This is a genomic window from Methylovulum sp. (genome assembly GCF_028687615.1).
Classification (GTDB): Bacteria; Pseudomonadota; Gammaproteobacteria; order Methylococcales; family Methylomonadaceae; genus Methylovulum.
In genome coordinates this window covers 75,138-91,870 of record NZ_JAQTZU010000010.1, presented here as the reverse complement: position 1 = coordinate 91,870, position 16,733 = coordinate 75,138, and the positions used below count along the sequence as shown (strand labels likewise).

Genomic DNA, 16,733 nt, shown 5'->3' with positions numbered 1-16,733 from the left:
CACCAGCCATACTTAAAAGACCTAGGTCTCAATAGGTGTCAATATTATTACTTAATATCGACTGTCGCACCTGCTTCTAACAGTTGCTTTTTAATAGTTTCGGCTTCGGCTTTAGGTATACCTTCTTTCAACACAGTTGGCACGCCTTCTACCGCATCTTTCGCTTCTTTCAAGCCTAAGCCTGTAATAGTACGGACAGTTTTAATAACAGAAACCTTGTTTTCACCAAAACCGGTCAATACAACGTCGAACTCGGTTTGTTCTTCTGCCGCAGGAGCAGCCGCTCCAGCAGCAGGCGCAGCAGCAACAGCGACCGCCGCTGCGGAAACGCCAAATTTTTCTTCCATCGCTGAAATTAAGGCAACGACTTCCATAACGCTCATATTTGAGATAGCTTCCAAGATATCTTCTTGTGTTAATGCCATTTTTTGTTCCTCTAAAAATAAATTAGTTTTAACTGGTTAGATTTGAAGCCTATGCAGCTTCTTTCTGATCTCTGATCGCCGCTACGGTGCGGACCAATTTTGCATGCGGTTCGGCCAAAGTACGGACAAATTTCTCTATTGGCGCCTTCATAACCGCCATCAACAGACTGATAGCCTGATCACGGGTCGGCAGGCTTGCCAGACGCCCAAGCTCTGATGAATCAAATAACTGACCACCAATAGCAACCACTTTGGGAATTAATTTGTCATGACTTTTGGCAAATTCGCCAATCAAACGCGCGGCTGCACCAGGATCTTCCATTGAGAATGCAATCAACAAGGGGCCAACCAAGCCGCTTTGCATACACTCAAATTCTGTTCCGGCAACAGCCCGTCTTGCCAGGGTATTTTTTACGACCCGCAGATAAACGCCTGTCTCCCTCGCAGTTTTGCGCAGTTCGGTCAATTCCGTCACTGTCAATCCACGATACTCCGCAGCAATTGCAGAATGAGCTTTAGCGGCGTATGTAGCGACTTCTTCTACGACAGCTTTTTTGCTATCTAAATTTAGTGCCACAGTTTACCTCCGATGAATTTCTGAATAATTCAGATTGATAAAATGCATCTTTTTTCCAGATGCTCCTTACGGCTCTTTTCCCCAGTTAAAATCTTAGGTTCCAGTTTCCGTCTGCGCAGAAAATTAAGTTTTGCAACACCTGCGGTCTTTGACGGTCACCGTGGTTAAACGGCAACCCAAAGTCTTTGCTTTAGCCAGCTATGCTGCTTGGGTCCAACCACAAACCCGGCCCCATTGTCGAGGACAGGGTGATTTTTTTGATATAAACGCCTTTGGCAGAAGATGGCTTGGCTTTTCTTAAATCAGCCAATAACGCTTCCAAATTGCCTTGAATAGCCTCCGCATCAAAGCTAACCTTTCCTAATGTGCAATGAATGATGCCACCCTTATCGGTACGATAACGAACCTGACCTGATTTGGCATTTTTCACGGCAGTGGCAACATCGGCAGTAACCGTACCAACTTTCGGGTTAGGCATCAAACCCCTAGGCCCTAAAATCTGGCCAAGTTGCCCGACCACGCGCATTGCGTCCGGCGAAGCAATAACCACATCAAAATTCATCTCACCTTTTTTGACAAGATCACCTAAATCATCCATCCCAACAATATCAGCTCCCGCCGCTCTTGCCGCATCTGCATTAGGCCCTTGGGTAAAAACCGCAACCCTTACCGTTTTTCCGGTTCCGTTCGGCAACACCGTGGCCCCCCGGACATTTTGATCTGACTTACGTGGATCGACACCCAAGTTGACGCTGACATCAATCGCTTCGTTGAACTTAGATGTGCTTAATTCTTTTAACAAACCTACCGCTTCTACGATGGTATATTGTTTAGCCCTGCTTACCTTTTCTTTTACCAGCTTTGCTTTTTTGGATAACGTAGCCATTACAAACCCTCCACATTCAGGCCCATGCTGCGCGCACTGCCTGCAATTGTTTTTATCGCAGCATCAAGACTTGCCGCATTTAAATCTTCCATTTTAATCTTAGCAATTTCTTCCAATTGCTCACGCGTAACAGTACCCACCTTTTTGGTATTGGGATTGCTGCTACCGCTCTTTAATCCCGTGGCTTTCTTCAGGAGAATTGATGCTGGGGGGGTTTTGGTAATAAAAGTAAAGCTTCTGTCACTATAAACCGTAATTACTACGGGCAAGGGGAGCCCTTTTTCGACATCCTGGGTCTTGGCATTGAATGCCTTACAAAACTCCATGATATTTACGCCACGCTGACCTAACGCAGGGCCGATAGGCGGACTTGGATTAGCTTCGCCTGCCTTTACTTGCAATTTTATGTATGCAGCTATTTTCTTTGCCATTTTTAACTCCGATATGGGTACAAACGCATTTCAGCTCCCCGTAGAAACAAAAATCCCAGCCTTATGCAGGCAGGGATCTTTAAAAATCTTATTTAAACTAACTACTAGCCTTTTTCGACTTGAGAAAAACCTAACTCAACAGAAGTGGATCTGCCAAAAATCAGAACCGATATTTTAAGCTTGCTCTTTTCGTAATTAACCTCTTCGATAGCGCCATTAAAATCTTTAAAGGGACCATCGACAATCCTCACCACTTCACCTGCTTCAAACAAAACCTTTGGCCTTGGCTTATTGACACCCTCTTCAACCCTGTTTAATATAGCCATCGCTTCTTTTTCAGAGATCGGAGCCGGCCTATCGGACACGCCGCCAATAAAACCCAAGACTTTTGGAATATCTTTAACCAAATGCCATGTTTGATCAGTCAATTCCATTTGTACCAACACATATCCAGGAAAGAATTTTCTTTCGCTTTTACGCTGCTGACCCATGCGCATTTCAACCACTTCCTCAGTTGGAACGAGTATTTTTCCAAAATATTGCTCGAGGCCATCACGCTTTATCCTTTCTTCCAACGACTGCTTAACCTTATTTTCAAAATTGGAATAAGCGTGTACAACATACCATCGTAATGACATCCTTATTACCCGCCCTGACCAGTTAAAAGGCGCACACCCCAAAACAAAAAGGTATCCAACAACCACAACACCAAGCCCACCACAGACACCATAGCAAAAACAAGCAAGGTGGTACGGACAGTTTCTTCGCGGTTAGGCCAAACCACCTTTTTGACCTCTTGCCTTGATTCAAGGGCGAACACCCAAACCGTGCGACCCAAACCCGTAGTCAGCATCATGGCAACCACAGCAGAAAATACAGCCAATAGCCCAATAACCCTAAACAAAAGCTTAACGTCCGAAAAATAATAGAACCCAGCGATACCGGCAACAACTAAAACTACGGATAAAACCTGCTTGACAATATCAAGAACAGGTACATCAGCTTCTGCTTGGCTATTCATGCGCTATGGAATATGAAATTAGAAAATTGATGTTTTAATCTGAATGGCAGGCCAGGAGGGTCTCGAACCCCCAACCCGCGGTTTTGGAGACCGCTATTCTACCAATTGAACTACTGACCTATTCAGACAAAACTTTAAATAGCTAGATATGATATATTACAAAAAAATATTATTCAAGCCATAATGAAAGGATGCCAACAAATTGACGCACCATATAAGCTATTCAATAATGGAAGCGACGACGCCGGCACCGACGGTGCGGCCACCTTCGCGGATAGCAAAACGCAAGCCCTCTTCCATCGCAATCGGCGAGATCAATTTCACGCTGACCGAGATGTTGTCGCCGGGCATGACCATTTCCACGCCTTCGGGCAGTTTGACCGCACCGGTCACGTCGGTGGTGCGGAAGTAGAACTGCGGGCGGTAGCCGTCGAAGAACGGGGTATGGCGGCCGCCTTCTTCCTTGGACAGGACGTAAATCTCGGCATTGAAGTGGGCGTGCGGCTTGATGGTGTTTTTGTGCGCCAAGACCTGGCCGCGCTCGACATCGTCGCGCTTGGTGCCGCGCAACAGCAGGCCGACGTTGTCGCCCGCTTCGCCTTGGTCCAGTAATTTGCGGAACATTTCGACGCCGGTGACGGTGGTTGACACGGTCGGGCGGATGCCGACGATTTCAACTTCCTGGCCGACCTTGATCACGCCACGTTCGATACGGCCGGTCACCACGGTGCCACGGCCTGAGATTGAGAACACGTCTTCGATGGGCATCAGGAAGGCGCCGTCAACGGCGCGCTCAGGCAACGGGATGTAAGTGTCAAGGGCTTCAACCAAGCGGACGACGGAAGGCGCACCGATTTCGCTGGTGTCGCCGTTCAACGCCAGCAGGGCGGAGCCTTTGATGATCGGGGTGTCGTCGCCAGGGAATTCGTACATGTCCAGCAGTTCGCGGATTTCCATTTCCACCAGTTCCAACAATTCTTCGTCGTCAACCATGTCGGCCTTGTTCAGGAACACGACGATGTAAGGGACGCCAACCTGCCGCGACAACAGGATGTGCTCGCGGGTCTGCGGCATCGGGCCGTCAGCGGCCGAGCAGACCAGGATGGCGCCGTCCATTTGCGCCGCACCGGTGATCATGTTTTTGACATAGTCGGCATGGCCGGGGCAGTCAACGTGGGCATAGTGGCGTACGGCCGATTCATACTCAACGTGTGAAGTGGCGATGGTGATACCACGCGCGCGCTCTTCGGGGGCGTTGTCAATTTGATCGAAGGCTTTAACTTCACCGCCTTGCAGCTCGGCCATCACCTTGGTCAGCGCGGCGGTCAATGTTGTCTTGCCATGGTCAACGTGCCCGATGGTGCCTACGTTGACGTGCGGCTTGCTACGTGAAAATTTTTCTTTGGCCATGAAAATACACCTTTAATCTATCGACATTGCAAATGGAGCTCATAACCGGATTCGAACCGGTGACCTCTTCCTTACCAAGGAAGTGCTCTACCTACTGAGCTATATGAGCACAACCCAATAATTGGAGCGGGTGATGGGAATCGAACCCACGTGATCAGCTTGGAAGGCTGGAGTTCTACCATTGAACTACACCCGCTTTTAACTAAAAATATGAGATGGTGGAGGGGGGAGGATTCGAACCTCCGAAGGCAGAGCCGGCAGATTTACAGTCTGATCCCTTTGGCCGCTCGGGAACCCCTCCAGTATCGGGTAAGCTCTACATTATCGTAAACAAGCTTTATAATGTCAACAGATTGTTTAATAAATTTACTTAAATCGTCTTTATCCAGTCTCAAAAATACTTTCAATGGCAATAAATACTATCCACACACCTAAAAAACTAGTGGTATTGCCAATAATTTCCGTAAAAATACCCCTTCCCCCTATTTCGTCCAAATCAAAACTTATGGTAATTTTTGTCAAAACCCCTGCTTTCTATAAGCAACCCCGATAACACTACTCAAAATCGAATTGATACTAATATAATAGCCACTTAATTTATTTACTTATTAGGAAACATACATGAACCCTTCAGATTGGTTTACCGAAGAATTACCTGGTGCCGACTCCGCCTTCTCTTTAAAGATAAAAAAGAAACTGCACGGGGAACAATCGGCGTTCCAGTTTTTGGAAATTTATGAAACCGAAGGTTTCGGCAACCTGATGGTCATTGACGGCTGCACGATGGTATCCACCCGCGATAATTTCTTTTATCACGAAATGATCAGCCATCCGGCCTTATTCACGCATCCTGAACCTAAAAGAGTATGGATTATCGGCGGCGGTGATTGCGGCACTTTAAAAGAAGTGTTGAAACATAGCTCGATTGAACAAGCCATCCAGATCGATATTGACGAACGGGTGACCCGCCTTGCTGAAATTTATTTCCCTGAACTTTGTGAATCAAACAGCGACCCACGCGCGGAATTGAAATTTATCGACGGCATCAAATGGGTCAAAGACGCCGAACCCAATTCTGTCGATATCATTATTGTCGACAGCACAGATCCCGTCGGCCCTGCGGAAGGCTTGTTCAGCAAAGCGTTTTACCAAGATTGCTTCAACTGCCTGACAGAACACGGCATGGTTGTCCAGCAAAGCGAATCAGCCTTGCTTCACCTAAAATTGATAGGTGAAATGCGAGATGCGATGAGTTCTGCGGGCCTTGGGTATTTGCAGACGCTGTTTTTCCCACAATGTATCTACCCATCAGGTTGGTGGAGCGCGACCATTGCCAGTAAATCCAGCTTGGCAAACTTCCGCGAATTGGATGCCGCTAACAAGCCTTTCGATACCCGCTATTACAACGCTGATATCCACAAAGCGGCATTGGCGCAACCAGAATTTTTTAAAAAGGCTTTTTCCCTATAAATGCACGAGTTAAATTCTTTTAGGCTCATCGAGCGCATCAGCAACTTGTTACGCTCGGAAGAGCGTAAAAAATATGCCGCAATCGGTTTGCAGCCAGTACATATCCAAGTTTTGGATTATTTATCGACCTGCAACCGTTTCAGCGACACCCCTGCTGCCGTGGCTGAATACCTAGGCATGACCAAAGGCACTATTTCCCAATCGATTCAAGTGCTTGAACGTAAAAATTATGTCGAAAAAAGCCAGGACAGCCAAGACGGTCGCGTTGTGCATCTGGCTTTATCGACACAAGGCAAGCAATTGCTGGATGAACTTAAGCCCGTTGACGTATTCGCCCAGGCGCAAGCCGCCATTTCCTCACACGGATTTACGACTATTGAAGCGGCATTGAACGAAATCCTTATCGAATTACAAAAAGCCAACAATACCAAAAGTTTTGGGGTCTGCCATTCCTGTGTTAATTTCGTCGAAGTGGAAGACCATTATTTATGCAATTTAACCCAGTTGCCATTAAGCCAAAACGATTCAAAGAAAATATGTCGTGAGCATGTTCTGGCTGATGACTTTAATTTATCTACTAAACCTCTTTTTTAGTAGGCCTTTTTTTTCAATGTGAGAACCCGCATGTTTGACCCTAAAGCCATAGATGATATTGCCAACCGTTTAGCTGGTGCCATTCCGCCCGGTTTAAACAATCTTAAAGAAGACCTGGAAAAAAACTTCCACGCCATTTTACAAAGTGCATTAAGCAAATTGGATTTGGTGGCCCGTGAAGAATTTGAAGTCCAGAAAATGGTTCTGGCTAAAACCCGCTCCAAACTCGAAGATCTGGAAAAACGCGTTATTGAAATAGAACAACGGCTAACCGGTAAAGAAGAAATGTAATTCAAGCAGGTTCGTGTCAAGCCAACTCTTACAACTTAAAGTGCGGGTCGGCGGATAATATCCCTTCAAAAGATGGTAGTCCTGCAATCGGAATGATAAGGCATTCACTGAGACGACTGCGCGTCCTTTAAGGAAGCGCAGTCGTGCCCATAAAACGGCAAGTTTGACTTTTTACAAATCATTCCGATGGCAGGACTACCCAAAAGATGCTATCTGTATCGGTTTATTTCAACAAAGGCATTGCCCGCCGCTTTTACAAGAAACCCATTTTTTTACAAGCTAAAGTCATGGGCAGCATATATTTTTTGCCCATCATTGGTGCTTAAGAATATGTAAAGCATAAAAATAAATCCAATCCAATTCAATTCAATTCAATTCAATTCAATTCAATTCATTTCAATTCAATAAGTTACAAAACAATAACCATCAACGCAAATACAAACGCAAAAATCACCCACAACGTAATTTTAGCCTGCAACGTCAAACCTGCCTTAAATTGTTCAAATTCAAACTTGATCGAGTGCAGTTTATTATCGGAATTCAAAATCCTACGGCAACGGCCCTTAACACTTTGCCGCTCTTCCTCCGCCACTTCCTGCTCTATCAGTTCAATAATTTTCGAATAAAAACTGCCACATTCAGGACAGCGCATCTCTTGTTGGTCGGTTTCGTGACCACATGAAGGGCATTTTTTCATGACAAACTCCTGATATTAGCGCCTGGGATCAATTAAAATCCACCCGATACGGCTCCATGACAATCGCATCGACTTGTTGGCCTAACATGATGATTTTGCCGTTATACCGCTGTTCGCCAGTAGACGAAAATTCAAACGCAAACGTGCGTTGCAAGCGCATTTTCCCTGTCTTATCCCTTTTTAACCACAGGCCATGCCCTGCAATGTAATCATCAAGCATTTGCACGTCTACGGACTGGCAATACGCCTGGGTTGCTTGGTAAGCGATTTGCTTCACTTTTTGACCGTGGTACCAATATAAAAAACCAAGCACTAATAAGGCGATTAAAAAAATATGATCTATCATGGCGGGCGTTGGCTCATAAAATGAAGTGTGAAGCTGATATTGTACTAACATTCGCCTTAAAAGCGGCGATGGCCTGTATCAATGGGACACGCAAATATTGTTTCCTTATTGATTTGCCGACAACTAATGGTAAATTAAGCCGACTGTTATCCGTCCGTTTGCAACCGAACCCACTCTAAACTCCTATTTTTAAGACCGCCATGCCCTCTGAACTCACCCTCGTTGAAATCTTGCCTACTGCGGCACACAAATACTCCGTCATCTGGCTGCACGGCTTAGGGGCGGATGGCCATGATTTTGAAACCATTGTGCCAGAACTGCATTTACAGGCCGTAGCCCATATCCACTTTATATTTCCTAACGCCCCTATCCAGCCAGTAACAATCAATCGCGGTGCCAAGATACGCTCATGGTACGACATTTTCGAAGCCACACTGGTTAGAAAAGTCGATATCCCAGGCATATACCAATCTGCCGAGGCCATCAACCGGCTTATTGGACGGGAAATTGCCTTAGGCATTGCTTCGGAACACATTTTGCTCGCGGGATTTTCGCAAGGGGGCGTCATCGCACTCCATGCGGGTTTGCGCTACCCCAAAAAACTGGCGGGAATTGTCGCGTTATCGACTTATTTGCCGACTGTCGAGCAACTCAAATCCGAAGGCAGTGCAACAAATTACAGCACCCCCATTTTTATGGCGCATGGCATCCTCGACAGCGTGGTGGACATTGAAACCGCCAAAGCGGCTTTTGATTCCTTGGAAGCACTGGAATACCAGATCAAATGGCATGATTACCTGATGGAACATTCAGTCTGCGTCGAAGAAATACATCATATTGCGGCATTTATAAACTCATGTTTCCATCAAGCATAAAACCATCAGGCATAAAAAAGGGCGCACCGTCACCGGCACACCCTGTTTGACCCAATTAAAACGGGGCTATCCAGCGTTTACTGCATTGGCAATCTCATTAAAAGCCTCAACCCTGGCTTTACCGGTTTTCACCAAATCGACACCGGTGTCAACGACCATTTGGCACAAACTTGGTGTTTTGTAAACCATAAGACATAAATAACCGACCGCCGGAACAGCAATCAAGGCACTGATGAAACCGTGCAAACCGAAAAGCCCCATCAGCTTAGTCAACATCACTATGGCATCAAGCGGCAATAACACCATCGCCCCAAAATAAGCGATCACCATAAACGTAAACAAAACAAAAACCACAAACTGTAGCAACCTGACCAACGCAACGTTCACTTTTTTCATAACTCTCAATATCCGAATAACTTTAGGAAGCTTGGGGGTAGGTTATTCTTTATTAAAGCCCCCTTTTTGAGTGGGCGATTATACCTTAAAGCATCCAGAATACTTTATTTTTCTTGCCAGCGGACCGCTAAACAGCTTCAAAGCAAATCCGGTTAATTGCCGTGCCCTGTAATCCCGCATCAATGGCCTTACGGTCAAACTGCGGCGCAAGCAATTGAATTAATTCATACATATAACCGCGTAAATAAACATCGCGGCGTAGGCCAAGATAGGTGGTGCTGGAAGGAAAAAGATGGCTGGCGTCAATGATGCCCAAGCCGCCGTCACGTTCAGGGTCGAATGCGATATTCGCCAACAAGCCGATCCCCAAACCCAGGTTGACATACGTTTTAATCACATCGGCATCAATTGCTGTCAGCACCACATTCGGGACTAAACCCGCCTCGGCAAACACCCGATTGACCACAGACCCCCCGGTAAAAGTGAAATCATAAGTAATGAGCGGGTATTGGGAGATTTTTTCCAAGGTCAACGGCAGGTCATTGAACAATGGATGCGAATGCGGGGCAATGATGCAGCGGTTCCATTGATAACATGGGAAGCACAACAACTTGTCATAACTGCTGATCACTTCGGTGGCAATGCCAATATCGGCCTCGCCTCTGGCAACCTGTTCGGCAACTTGCGTGGGATTGCCTTGATGGATATGCAGCTTCACATCGGGATAACGCTGTATAAACGCCTGTACCGCCGATGGCAACCGGTAACGTGCCTGCGTGTGCGTGGTCGCCAAGGTCAAGCTGCCCGTTTCTTTTTGGCTGAACTCCTCGCTAACCCGTTTGATATTTTCAATTTCCCGCAATGCCCTCTCAGCCAACGTTAAAATCAATTTCCCCGACTCGGTGACCCCCGTTAAACGCTTGCCGTTGCGCTCAAAAACATGCAGGTTCAATTCTTCCTCCAACAATTGGATCTGCTTGCTGATTCCCGATTGTGAAGTATGGAGGATTTCGGCGGCCTGGGAAATATTCAAATTCTGGCGTGCGATTTCACGCACATAGCGTAGCTGATGTAGCTTCATAGCCAAGTTTTATATAACTAAAAGATATAACTATAGAATAACATATCATTAATAGTTATAGAAAACCGCTGATAAGATGCCGTCATCTAATTTTAACAACGGCAGACATTATTTCTTATGAATTTAGCATATTCTTTTTCCGGGCTATTGGTCGGGCTTTTAGTCGGTGTTACCGGAGTCGGTGGTGGTTCGTTAATGACGCCGTTATTGGTATTTTTATTTGGTTTCAAGCCATCGGTCGCCGTCGGCACGGATTTATTGTTTGCCGCGATCACCAAAACCGGCGGCGTTTGGGTACACCATACCAAACACAGCTCAGTCGATTGGAAAGTGGTCACCTGGATGGCGGCGGGCAGCATTCCTTTTGCCATCTCAACATTGCTGGTGCTAAAACATTTTATGGATGTCGGCAAAGAAACCACGGTGGCGATCACTTTCACGCTGGGTATCGCGCTGTTGCTGACGGCAGTCTCTTTGCTGGTGCGCAGTGTCATGATGCACAGGGCAGAAAAAGTTGTCATCCCTGTAGAAGATGAAGACAATCTTGAAGTTATCGGACGTTTTCATCACCTGCAAATTCCGGCGACGATCTTGACCGGTGCTGTCTTAGGTATCCTGGTGACTTTATCTTCCGTTGGCGCAGGTGCATTAGGAACCGTCGCGCTATTATTCTTGTATCCTAAAATGAAAACCGTCAAAATTGTCGGCACCGATCTAGCCCATGCCATCCCGCTCACCGCCGTTGCCGGTCTTGGGCATCTCAGCTTGGGCAACGTGGATTTGGTCTTGTTGGGCAGTTTGCTGGTCGGCTCCATACCAGGCATTTGGATAGGCAGCCATCTGAGCGCGAAAATCCCTGAGCGATTCTTGCGTCCCGTATTGGCAACCATTTTATTGTTGATTGGTTTAAAATTTGTCTTGGCGTAGAATCCAAACTTTAGGGCGAATGGGTTGGATATTTTGGACTTCCGCCCAAACTTGTCTTAACGAAAACCTAAGTGAAACATCAGGATACTTTTAAAGACGTTGCCAAACAGATCAGCACAGCCACGGGCAAACATTTTGAGCCGCTGGTAGCACAGCCCATAACCGGAGGCGACATCAATTCCGCCTTCCGTTTACAAGGTGGTGAGCAAAGCTATTTTGTCAAACTCAACCGCCCCCAGTTATTAGACATGTTTGAAGCGGAGCAAGCCGGATTACATGAACTGGCCGCCTCCCAAACACTGCGTGTCCCCCTCCCCATCGTATCTGGCAAAACCGAAGGCCATGCGTTTTTGGTGATGGAACACATTGTCTGGGGCGCAAACACAAGCACCACCAGCCGTTTATTAGGACAACAACTGGCTCTGATGCACCAGCCGCAACAAGCGTATTTTGGTTGGCATCGTGACAACACCATCGGTAGCACACCGCAAAGCAACCGGCAACACGCAGATTGGCCCACTTTCTGGCGCGACCAACGTCTTGGCGTCCAATTAAATCTGGCAAAAGCCAATGGCTATGGCGGACGCCTGCAATCACTGGGCGAACAACTTTGCGGACATATCAACGCATTTTTTAGCAGCTACCACCCCACACCCTCCCTGTTGCACGGCGATTTATGGGGCGGCAACACCGCCGTTGACCAACAAGGCCGTCCCGTTATTTTTGACCCCGCCTGTTATTACGGTGACCGCGAAACCGATTTGGCAATGACCGAATTGTTCGGCGGATTTGACCGGGACTTTTATGCCGCCTATCAATCGGCTTGGCCCGTAGATCCGGGTTTTAGCACACGCAAAATCCTGTACAATCTCTACCATATTTTGAATCATCTGAATTTGTTTGGCGGCGGCTATGCACGGCAGGCGGAAAGCCAGTTGGCAAAACTACTGTCGGAAATTAAATAAAAGCCACCAAAACAAAAACGTTTTTACCGCCAGTCCAGTTGATTATTGGAAATAAGCGCAAACCGTATTGAACCGCTTCGTCATGATGACGGTCACGTTGCAACCTATAACCCTAGAGCGCAATAATGTTTCACGTGATTGAACCGCTTCGTCATGATGACGGTCACGTTGCAACCTATAACCCTAGAGCGCAATAACGTTTCACGTGATTGAACCGCTTCGTCATGATGACGGTCACGTTGCAACCCTTAACTGAAGCCACCGCTTCCCTTTCCAGAGAAACGTATGATAAAAATAATCCACCTTAGCTTTATTTTGCTGTCAATTTTCAGCTTTGTCGGCAGGGTCATCCTATCTGAAACCCACCCCGCCTTGCTCAAACAACCCCTCTTTAAAATAGCCCCGCATGTGATTGATAGCCTGCTGTTACTCAGCGGCATCATCTTGGTTTTCCAAGGCTCTTGGCTATCAGGGGAAAATGCCTGGCTGGTCGGCAAAGTCCTTGGCTTGCTGGGTTATATAGGCTTGGGCGTCGTCACCCTGCGTACACGCGGCACCAACCGCTGGCTGGCTTTTGCCGGTGCGATGGCGTGTTTTGTTTACATCGGCATTGTCGCTGTCACCAAAAACCCGTTGTTTTTCTTGTAAACCGGTTCACTGATAGCCAGCCGCCACCTTACATGAGCTGGCGGCTGGTTTATACAGGCAATAATTCTTCTGCCAAAACAGGAAGCGCACTTACAAATAAAAGTGAATATCGCCGATTTTCTCCTCCAGCCATCTCAAAACCTCCTTGCCATTCCTCAAACTAAGCATATCTTCAAAAACGGCTTGACCGCCCAGCACCCGCAAACGCATCAGTTTGGCTTTCAATTGCTGTTGTTCATTGACGCTAAAATGATAGTGGCCCAGCAATTCCTTAAAACAAGCGGGTTCTGCAACACCTAGCGGCCCCGCCAGTCTATCGAGTTGCGCTATCACTTGCACAATCGCCTTAACATGGGTGGCAAGCATCCCGCTGACGGTTTGTACGGTCACTTGTGTGATTGGATTGACTTGGTTGTCGGAAACAACTTTAAAGGCTTGTATCAACTCGCCGGTGGAAAACCGCACTGCAATTTCATAAAACGCGGACGCTTCCATGTCGCATAATTCATCATGCCGATATTCAAGCTGCGGCTTCGCGCTGGTTTGGATGCCCGTGGTTGCGCAGGGCGGTTTGAACACCAGCGGCGGGTAATAACATCTCTGACTATCCGCATCGGTGATTTTGTTGAGCAAAAACAGACTGCCTAGCGGATAATTTTGGTGTCCGGCAATACCGATATTCACCAGCACCGGATTGGGGGATGGGGCGAACAAAGCCTGGGTGTAGGCAACGCCCGCCGCCATTGCGCTTTTACCGACCCCGGTTACAGTAAGGCTAATATTGTCGCGTGTGAACACCGCAAACGCTTGCACACGCAAGTCTTTTTTCAGGCGGAAATGCTCAATAAAGGGTTTTGCTTCACAAGGTAAAGCCGTGTAGATAAAAATGGGTTGCTGCATAAATGGTGCACGACACGAGTAAGATAGACCAGCCACGAGGGATGGCAAACGCTGTTTATTACGACATTACCGATTATTTCTCCTTATACCCATCTTTTCAATGCGCTTGAAGCGATATTGTTTTTATGCGCGGTGTCAGGCCTGAAATACACTTCAAACGGTCACGTTTTCGGTTGTTAGTGGGAGGGGAAGGGAGCGCGGGCATCCTGCCCGCCACTTGCGGTCAAGATGACCGCGCTCCAAAAACTGAAAACTTGACTGTTCAGAGTATAGCTTCGTGCCTTCCCCGTGTCCTTTGCGGTAAATAAAAACTGGTGTTGATGTGTTGCCCGGATGTTGGATGGCAAGTGTTGGCGAAATATTTCGACAACAATATGTATATAAATAGTTAATAATTACAACATAATTACAATTATTTGGTGCAAAACAACGCATAATCGCACCTAGTTGATACATTTTAATTTCCTCTAGCCCTCTCTTTCTAACATCAAAGCCATACTTTTACCCGTTAAATTGTGGGATATTTCTCATTATTTTAAACAAATTAACACAAAAATATTGAAATAGATCTTATGGCACATACATTGCTAAATTTAGATTGAAGTCTCTTACCTTGATGCACATTCCCGACTTTCAGGCACAGGCCAATAGCTTGCTGCTTGCTTCATAAGATTGTCACTGAGCCTATCTATGATGATCTTGTCTTGAATGATTGCATCAGTCTTAATGGAGGATTACCAATGTTAGATTTAATGACTTTCTTAGACGATATGACTATTAAGTGGCCGGCCACTTTATCACCAGAAGGCGTAGCGGTTATCTTGCTGGCTTTTTTCGGCCTGTTTTCTTGGCTGGAGCAGCTTTTTCCGCATCGGCATCTGCCTGGGACGAATCTGCGCCGCTCGTATGCCACCAACATCAGCTTTTTTGTCGTGAACAACACCCTGATGTCTTTGTTGTCGGTATCATCGCTGTTTTTTCTGGCGCAACATTTCTCACAACAAGGCTTGCTACGTTATATCAACAATTCTTTAGTCCAATTCACCGTATCATTCTTGCTGTTGGATTTACTACTATATACTTGGCATAGATTGTGCCACCGCTTGGATAGCCTGTGGCTGTTCCATCGGGTGCATCACAATGACCCTTATCTGAACACATCAACCGCTTTTCGGGTGCATGTGCTGGAGTTATTGATCACCAACCTACTGAAAGCGGGATACATCGTCTTGCTAGGAGTTGACCAATTGATGATGCTGGTCAATGAAATGGTGATTATGCTGTTCACACTATTTCACCACACCAATATAAGGTTTACAGGTGAGAAAACCTTGGGCAGCCTGATTATTGCTCCATACTTGCACCGCACCCATCATTCCACCGAGCGTCATGAGCATGACAGCAATTATGGCGCGGTATTATCTATTTGGGACCGCCTGTCAGGTACGCTCAACGAGCGTGAGCCGAAGACAATCGGCATTAAAGGTGACTCACCACAGGATCTTATCAATTTGCTTAAATTGGGTTTTAACATGCCAACATCGGTTTCTATAGAACAGCCATTACCGGCTAATTTAGAATTCATGATTGCAGAAGCGGCTTATTACCGTGCAGAAAAACGTAATTTCTCGCCTGGTTACGAATTGCTGGACTGGCTGGAAGCCAAAAAAGATATTCTCAAACGTATCTATGGCGAAGAAATGCTCAAAAAGCAGCCGGCAAAATATGGTTTGATGGCATTAAATTGAGCTGTTTAAGTATTAAACACATTAAAGCTTGCACACTAGATTCCGGCACCCCTTGCCGGAATTCTTTTATACGAGTTGGGGTTCAGAGTAAAGTTAATTGTGGTAAAACAACCAGACAAGGCAATCAACCGAGCATATTTAAATTTACTCTGACCCCAGTTATTTTTTTCGGGGCGGTGGCAACAGCCGTATCGTTGCCCGACATTCAAGCATCCGATGACGGAATGTTGCAATGAAACCGATGGCCCTTCAATTATCAGACAGTGAAGTGTTGGGCATAAACAGCATGCCCGACCTACCCGGCTGGGATTCCTTACGTCATCCCAGCCTACGGGCTGGTACGGGTCATTGGGGCCGCCCAAGCCATCGGCGGGCGGGGCGGGGGTGATGTTTTCCTGAGCGAGGTAGGTCGGGCAACAGCCGTATCGTTGCCCGACATTCAAGCGTCCGAAAACAGGAAGCCGCAATGAAAGCGATTGCCCGTCAATTATAGGATGGTGGAGTGTCGGGCATAAACAGCATGCCCGACCTACCCGGCTAGCGGCGAATCTTACGGGTTATATATCCAATCAGGATAAGCATCATTTTCAGCGTAATAGATCAGTAAAGCATAACGCTCCTCATCTGTTGGTACACGCTCTTCGAAAACTTCCAACACCTCTTTTGCAATGTTAATTTCAAGAAAGTAAGTTAGTCCGAGATCTACTATTTCTTTAGGTACGTGAAGATCAACATCTAACGGCCTAACATCGGCTTCTGAATCTAATGTCCAAGGCTTTTTTGCAAAAATAACATCATTATTTTCATCTTGTGTTTCTTGGATTTGATCAAGTGCATTTATTAATTTCATAGTTGACCTCTAGTACTGGTTACCCCAAAGTTTAAAACCACCTTCACGATTAGGATGTAGTATGGATTGCCAAGGGCCTCCTTGGTGTTGGCTTCTCGGAACCAGTTGCATTATTCCGGGTTGGTCTGGAACATGATGCCAGGTCCATCCATCAGCCCGCGTAGGGCGCATTAGCGATAGCGTAATGCGCCGGAT

The 16,733-nt window shown here is 46.6% G+C and carries 22 protein-coding genes and 4 tRNA genes; 8 read left to right on the top strand and 18 right to left on the bottom strand.

The genetic code is table 11. The features are described from left to right. Positions 1 to 47 precede the first annotated feature (47 nt). From rplL to PHH59_RS08085, 11 genes are all read right to left on the bottom strand, one after another. Positions 48 to 425, bottom strand: a complete 378-nt coding sequence (gene rplL / locus PHH59_RS08135; RefSeq protein WP_300013957.1) for a 50S ribosomal protein L7/L12 — start codon at positions 423 to 425, stop codon at positions 48 to 50. A gap of 49 nt (positions 426 to 474) precedes the next feature. Continuing rightward, positions 475 to 1,002, bottom strand: coding sequence for a 50S ribosomal protein L10 (rplJ, locus tag PHH59_RS08130; protein WP_300013954.1), 528 nt, complete (start codon positions 1,000 to 1,002; stop codon positions 475 to 477). A 190-nt stretch (positions 1,003 to 1,192) separates the two neighbouring features. Next, positions 1,193 to 1,888 carry a 50S ribosomal protein L1 gene (gene rplA, locus PHH59_RS08125; RefSeq protein WP_300013951.1) on the bottom strand — a complete coding sequence of 232 codons (696 nt, stop codon included), beginning with the start codon at positions 1,886 to 1,888 and terminating at the stop codon, positions 1,193 to 1,195. After that, positions 1,888 to 2,319 carry a 50S ribosomal protein L11 gene (rplK, locus tag PHH59_RS08120; protein ID WP_300013947.1) on the bottom strand — a complete coding sequence of 144 codons (432 nt, stop codon included), beginning with the start codon at positions 2,317 to 2,319 and terminating at the stop codon, positions 1,888 to 1,890. The genes rplA and rplK overlap by 1 nt, the downstream gene beginning before the upstream one ends. Positions 2,320 to 2,423: 104 nt before the next feature. Beyond that, the gene (nusG, locus tag PHH59_RS08115) at positions 2,424 to 2,957 is read right to left on the bottom strand and encodes a transcription termination/antitermination protein NusG (protein ID WP_300013944.1); all 534 of its coding nucleotides are present in this window, start codon (positions 2,955 to 2,957) and stop codon (positions 2,424 to 2,426) included. 5 nt (positions 2,958 to 2,962) lie between these two features. Next, complete coding sequence (gene secE / locus PHH59_RS08110; RefSeq protein WP_300013941.1) at positions 2,963 to 3,340, bottom strand: preprotein translocase subunit SecE; 378 nt, start codon at positions 3,338 to 3,340, stop codon at positions 2,963 to 2,965. A gap of 44 nt (positions 3,341 to 3,384) precedes the next feature. Continuing rightward, positions 3,385 to 3,460, bottom strand: a tRNA-Trp gene (locus PHH59_RS08105). Between the two features lie 99 nt (positions 3,461 to 3,559). Continuing rightward, on the bottom strand, positions 3,560 to 4,750 hold the full coding sequence (tuf, locus tag PHH59_RS08100) for an elongation factor Tu (protein ID WP_019864933.1): 1,191 nt from the start codon (positions 4,748 to 4,750) through the stop codon (positions 3,560 to 3,562). A 33-nt stretch (positions 4,751 to 4,783) separates the two neighbouring features. Then, positions 4,784 to 4,859: transfer RNA gene (locus PHH59_RS08095), tRNA-Thr, on the bottom strand. A 13-nt stretch (positions 4,860 to 4,872) separates the two neighbouring features. Beyond that, positions 4,873 to 4,946: transfer RNA gene (locus tag PHH59_RS08090), tRNA-Gly, on the bottom strand. Positions 4,947 to 4,966: 20 nt separating this feature from the next. Continuing rightward, positions 4,967 to 5,051, bottom strand: a tRNA-Tyr gene (locus PHH59_RS08085). A gap of 320 nt (positions 5,052 to 5,371) precedes the next feature. Between PHH59_RS08085 and speE the strand changes: the two genes are divergently transcribed. Genes speE through PHH59_RS08070 form a run of 3 tightly spaced genes read left to right on the top strand, consistent with a single transcriptional unit; the run spans position 5,372 to position 7,105 of the window. Continuing rightward, positions 5,372 to 6,220: a polyamine aminopropyltransferase gene (gene speE / locus PHH59_RS08080; protein WP_300013936.1), complete on the top strand. Its 849-nt coding sequence runs from the start codon at positions 5,372 to 5,374 to the stop codon at positions 6,218 to 6,220. Then, positions 6,221 to 6,814, top strand: a complete 594-nt coding sequence (locus PHH59_RS08075; RefSeq protein WP_300013933.1) for a MarR family winged helix-turn-helix transcriptional regulator — start codon at positions 6,221 to 6,223, stop codon at positions 6,812 to 6,814. It abuts the gene before it with no gap. A 30-nt stretch (positions 6,815 to 6,844) separates the two neighbouring features. Then, on the top strand, positions 6,845 to 7,105 hold the full coding sequence (locus PHH59_RS08070; RefSeq protein WP_300013930.1) for an accessory factor UbiK family protein: 261 nt from the start codon (positions 6,845 to 6,847) through the stop codon (positions 7,103 to 7,105). Between the two features lie 409 nt (positions 7,106 to 7,514). Here the strand turns inward: PHH59_RS08070 and PHH59_RS08065 are convergent, their stop codons facing one another. Together PHH59_RS08065 and PHH59_RS08060 are read right to left on the bottom strand one after the other, a co-directional pair. Next, positions 7,515 to 7,802, bottom strand: coding sequence for a hypothetical protein (locus PHH59_RS08065; protein ID WP_300013928.1), 288 nt, complete (start codon positions 7,800 to 7,802; stop codon positions 7,515 to 7,517). Between the two features lie 28 nt (positions 7,803 to 7,830). After that, on the bottom strand, positions 7,831 to 8,148 hold the full coding sequence (locus PHH59_RS08060) for a DUF3301 domain-containing protein (RefSeq protein WP_300013925.1): 318 nt from the start codon (positions 8,146 to 8,148) through the stop codon (positions 7,831 to 7,833). Between the two features lie 200 nt (positions 8,149 to 8,348). On the opposite strand from PHH59_RS08060, the gene PHH59_RS08055 reads away from it, so the two are divergent. Further along, the gene (locus PHH59_RS08055) at positions 8,349 to 9,023 is read left to right on the top strand and encodes an alpha/beta hydrolase-fold protein (protein WP_300013922.1); all 675 of its coding nucleotides are present in this window, start codon (positions 8,349 to 8,351) and stop codon (positions 9,021 to 9,023) included. A 66-nt stretch (positions 9,024 to 9,089) separates the two neighbouring features. Here the strand turns inward: PHH59_RS08055 and PHH59_RS08050 are convergent, their stop codons facing one another. Next, on the bottom strand, positions 9,090 to 9,419 hold the full coding sequence (locus PHH59_RS08050) for a hypothetical protein (protein WP_300013919.1): 330 nt from the start codon (positions 9,417 to 9,419) through the stop codon (positions 9,090 to 9,092). 127 nt (positions 9,420 to 9,546) lie between these two features. Further along, a complete protein-coding gene (locus tag PHH59_RS08045) occupies positions 9,547 to 10,500 on the bottom strand; it encodes a CysB family HTH-type transcriptional regulator (RefSeq protein WP_300013916.1) in 954 nt (317 codons plus the stop codon). A 117-nt stretch (positions 10,501 to 10,617) separates the two neighbouring features. Between PHH59_RS08045 and PHH59_RS08040 the strand changes: the two genes are divergently transcribed. From PHH59_RS08040 to PHH59_RS08030, 3 genes are all read left to right on the top strand, one after another. Beyond that, complete coding sequence (locus PHH59_RS08040) at positions 10,618 to 11,427, top strand: sulfite exporter TauE/SafE family protein (RefSeq protein ID WP_300013913.1); 810 nt, start codon at positions 10,618 to 10,620, stop codon at positions 11,425 to 11,427. A 71-nt stretch (positions 11,428 to 11,498) separates the two neighbouring features. Further along, positions 11,499 to 12,392: a fructosamine kinase family protein gene (locus PHH59_RS08035; protein ID WP_300013910.1), complete on the top strand. Its 894-nt coding sequence runs from the start codon at positions 11,499 to 11,501 to the stop codon at positions 12,390 to 12,392. Positions 12,393 to 12,677: 285 nt separating this feature from the next. Beyond that, positions 12,678 to 13,040, top strand: a complete 363-nt coding sequence (locus PHH59_RS08030; protein WP_300013907.1) for a SirB2 family protein — start codon at positions 12,678 to 12,680, stop codon at positions 13,038 to 13,040. Between the two features lie 90 nt (positions 13,041 to 13,130). Here PHH59_RS08030 and PHH59_RS08025 read toward each other — a convergent pair whose 3' ends face one another. Continuing rightward, positions 13,131 to 13,940, bottom strand: coding sequence for a hypothetical protein (locus PHH59_RS08025; protein WP_300013904.1), 810 nt, complete (start codon positions 13,938 to 13,940; stop codon positions 13,131 to 13,133). Positions 13,941 to 14,680: 740 nt separating this feature from the next. Here PHH59_RS08025 and PHH59_RS08020 point away from each other — a divergent pair. Further along, on the top strand, positions 14,681 to 15,688 hold the full coding sequence (locus tag PHH59_RS08020) for a sterol desaturase family protein (protein ID WP_300013901.1): 1,008 nt from the start codon (positions 14,681 to 14,683) through the stop codon (positions 15,686 to 15,688). A gap of 550 nt (positions 15,689 to 16,238) precedes the next feature. Here PHH59_RS08020 and PHH59_RS08015 read toward each other — a convergent pair. Together PHH59_RS08015 and PHH59_RS16940 are read right to left on the bottom strand one after the other, a co-directional pair. After that, the gene (locus PHH59_RS08015; protein WP_300013898.1) at positions 16,239 to 16,538 is read right to left on the bottom strand and encodes a hypothetical protein; all 300 of its coding nucleotides are present in this window, start codon (positions 16,536 to 16,538) and stop codon (positions 16,239 to 16,241) included. A gap of 9 nt (positions 16,539 to 16,547) precedes the next feature. Further along, the gene (locus PHH59_RS16940; RefSeq protein ID WP_366145479.1) at positions 16,548 to 16,709 is read right to left on the bottom strand and encodes an HNH endonuclease; all 162 of its coding nucleotides are present in this window, start codon (positions 16,707 to 16,709) and stop codon (positions 16,548 to 16,550) included. Positions 16,710 to 16,733: the final 24 nt, after the last annotated feature.

What these genes read in the sequence shown, in the direction of transcription:
- rplL (WP_300013957.1), bottom strand. Translation starts at nt 425, where the DNA reads ATGGCATTAACACAAGAAGATATCTTGGAAGCTATCTCAAATATGAGC.
- rplA (WP_300013951.1), bottom strand. Translation starts at nt 1,888, where the DNA reads ATGGCTACGTTATCCAAAAAAGCAAAGCTGGTAAAAGAAAAGGTAAGC.
- rplK (WP_300013947.1), bottom strand. Translation starts at nt 2,319, where the DNA reads ATGGCAAAGAAAATAGCTGCATACATAAAATTGCAAGTAAAGGCAGGC.
- nusG (WP_300013944.1), bottom strand. Translation starts at nt 2,957, where the DNA reads ATGTCATTACGATGGTATGTTGTACACGCTTATTCCAATTTTGAAAAT.
- secE (WP_300013941.1), bottom strand. Translation starts at nt 3,340, where the DNA reads ATGAATAGCCAAGCAGAAGCTGATGTACCTGTTCTTGATATTGTCAAG.
- tuf (WP_019864933.1), bottom strand. Translation starts at nt 4,750, where the DNA reads ATGGCCAAAGAAAAATTTTCACGTAGCAAGCCGCACGTCAACGTAGGC.
- speE (WP_300013936.1), top strand. Translation starts at nt 5,372, where the DNA reads ATGAACCCTTCAGATTGGTTTACCGAAGAATTACCTGGTGCCGACTCC.
- PHH59_RS08075 (WP_300013933.1), top strand. Translation starts at nt 6,221, where the DNA reads ATGCACGAGTTAAATTCTTTTAGGCTCATCGAGCGCATCAGCAACTTG.
- PHH59_RS08070 (WP_300013930.1), top strand. Translation starts at nt 6,845, where the DNA reads ATGTTTGACCCTAAAGCCATAGATGATATTGCCAACCGTTTAGCTGGT.
- PHH59_RS08065 (WP_300013928.1), bottom strand. Translation starts at nt 7,802, where the DNA reads ATGAAAAAATGCCCTTCATGTGGTCACGAAACCGACCAACAAGAGATG.
- PHH59_RS08060 (WP_300013925.1), bottom strand. Translation starts at nt 8,148, where the DNA reads ATGATAGATCATATTTTTTTAATCGCCTTATTAGTGCTTGGTTTTTTA.
- PHH59_RS08055 (WP_300013922.1), top strand. Translation starts at nt 8,349, where the DNA reads ATGCCCTCTGAACTCACCCTCGTTGAAATCTTGCCTACTGCGGCACAC.
- PHH59_RS08050 (WP_300013919.1), bottom strand. Translation starts at nt 9,419, where the DNA reads ATGAAAAAAGTGAACGTTGCGTTGGTCAGGTTGCTACAGTTTGTGGTT.
- PHH59_RS08045 (WP_300013916.1), bottom strand. Translation starts at nt 10,500, where the DNA reads ATGAAGCTACATCAGCTACGCTATGTGCGTGAAATCGCACGCCAGAAT.
- PHH59_RS08040 (WP_300013913.1), top strand. Translation starts at nt 10,618, where the DNA reads ATGAATTTAGCATATTCTTTTTCCGGGCTATTGGTCGGGCTTTTAGTC.
- PHH59_RS08030 (WP_300013907.1), top strand. Translation starts at nt 12,678, where the DNA reads ATGATAAAAATAATCCACCTTAGCTTTATTTTGCTGTCAATTTTCAGC.
- PHH59_RS08025 (WP_300013904.1), bottom strand. Translation starts at nt 13,940, where the DNA reads ATGCAGCAACCCATTTTTATCTACACGGCTTTACCTTGTGAAGCAAAA.
- PHH59_RS08020 (WP_300013901.1), top strand. Translation starts at nt 14,681, where the DNA reads ATGTTAGATTTAATGACTTTCTTAGACGATATGACTATTAAGTGGCCG.
- PHH59_RS08015 (WP_300013898.1), bottom strand. Translation starts at nt 16,538, where the DNA reads ATGAAATTAATAAATGCACTTGATCAAATCCAAGAAACACAAGATGAA.
- PHH59_RS16940 (WP_366145479.1), bottom strand. Translation starts at nt 16,709, where the DNA reads ATGCGCCCTACGCGGGCTGATGGATGGACCTGGCATCATGTTCCAGAC.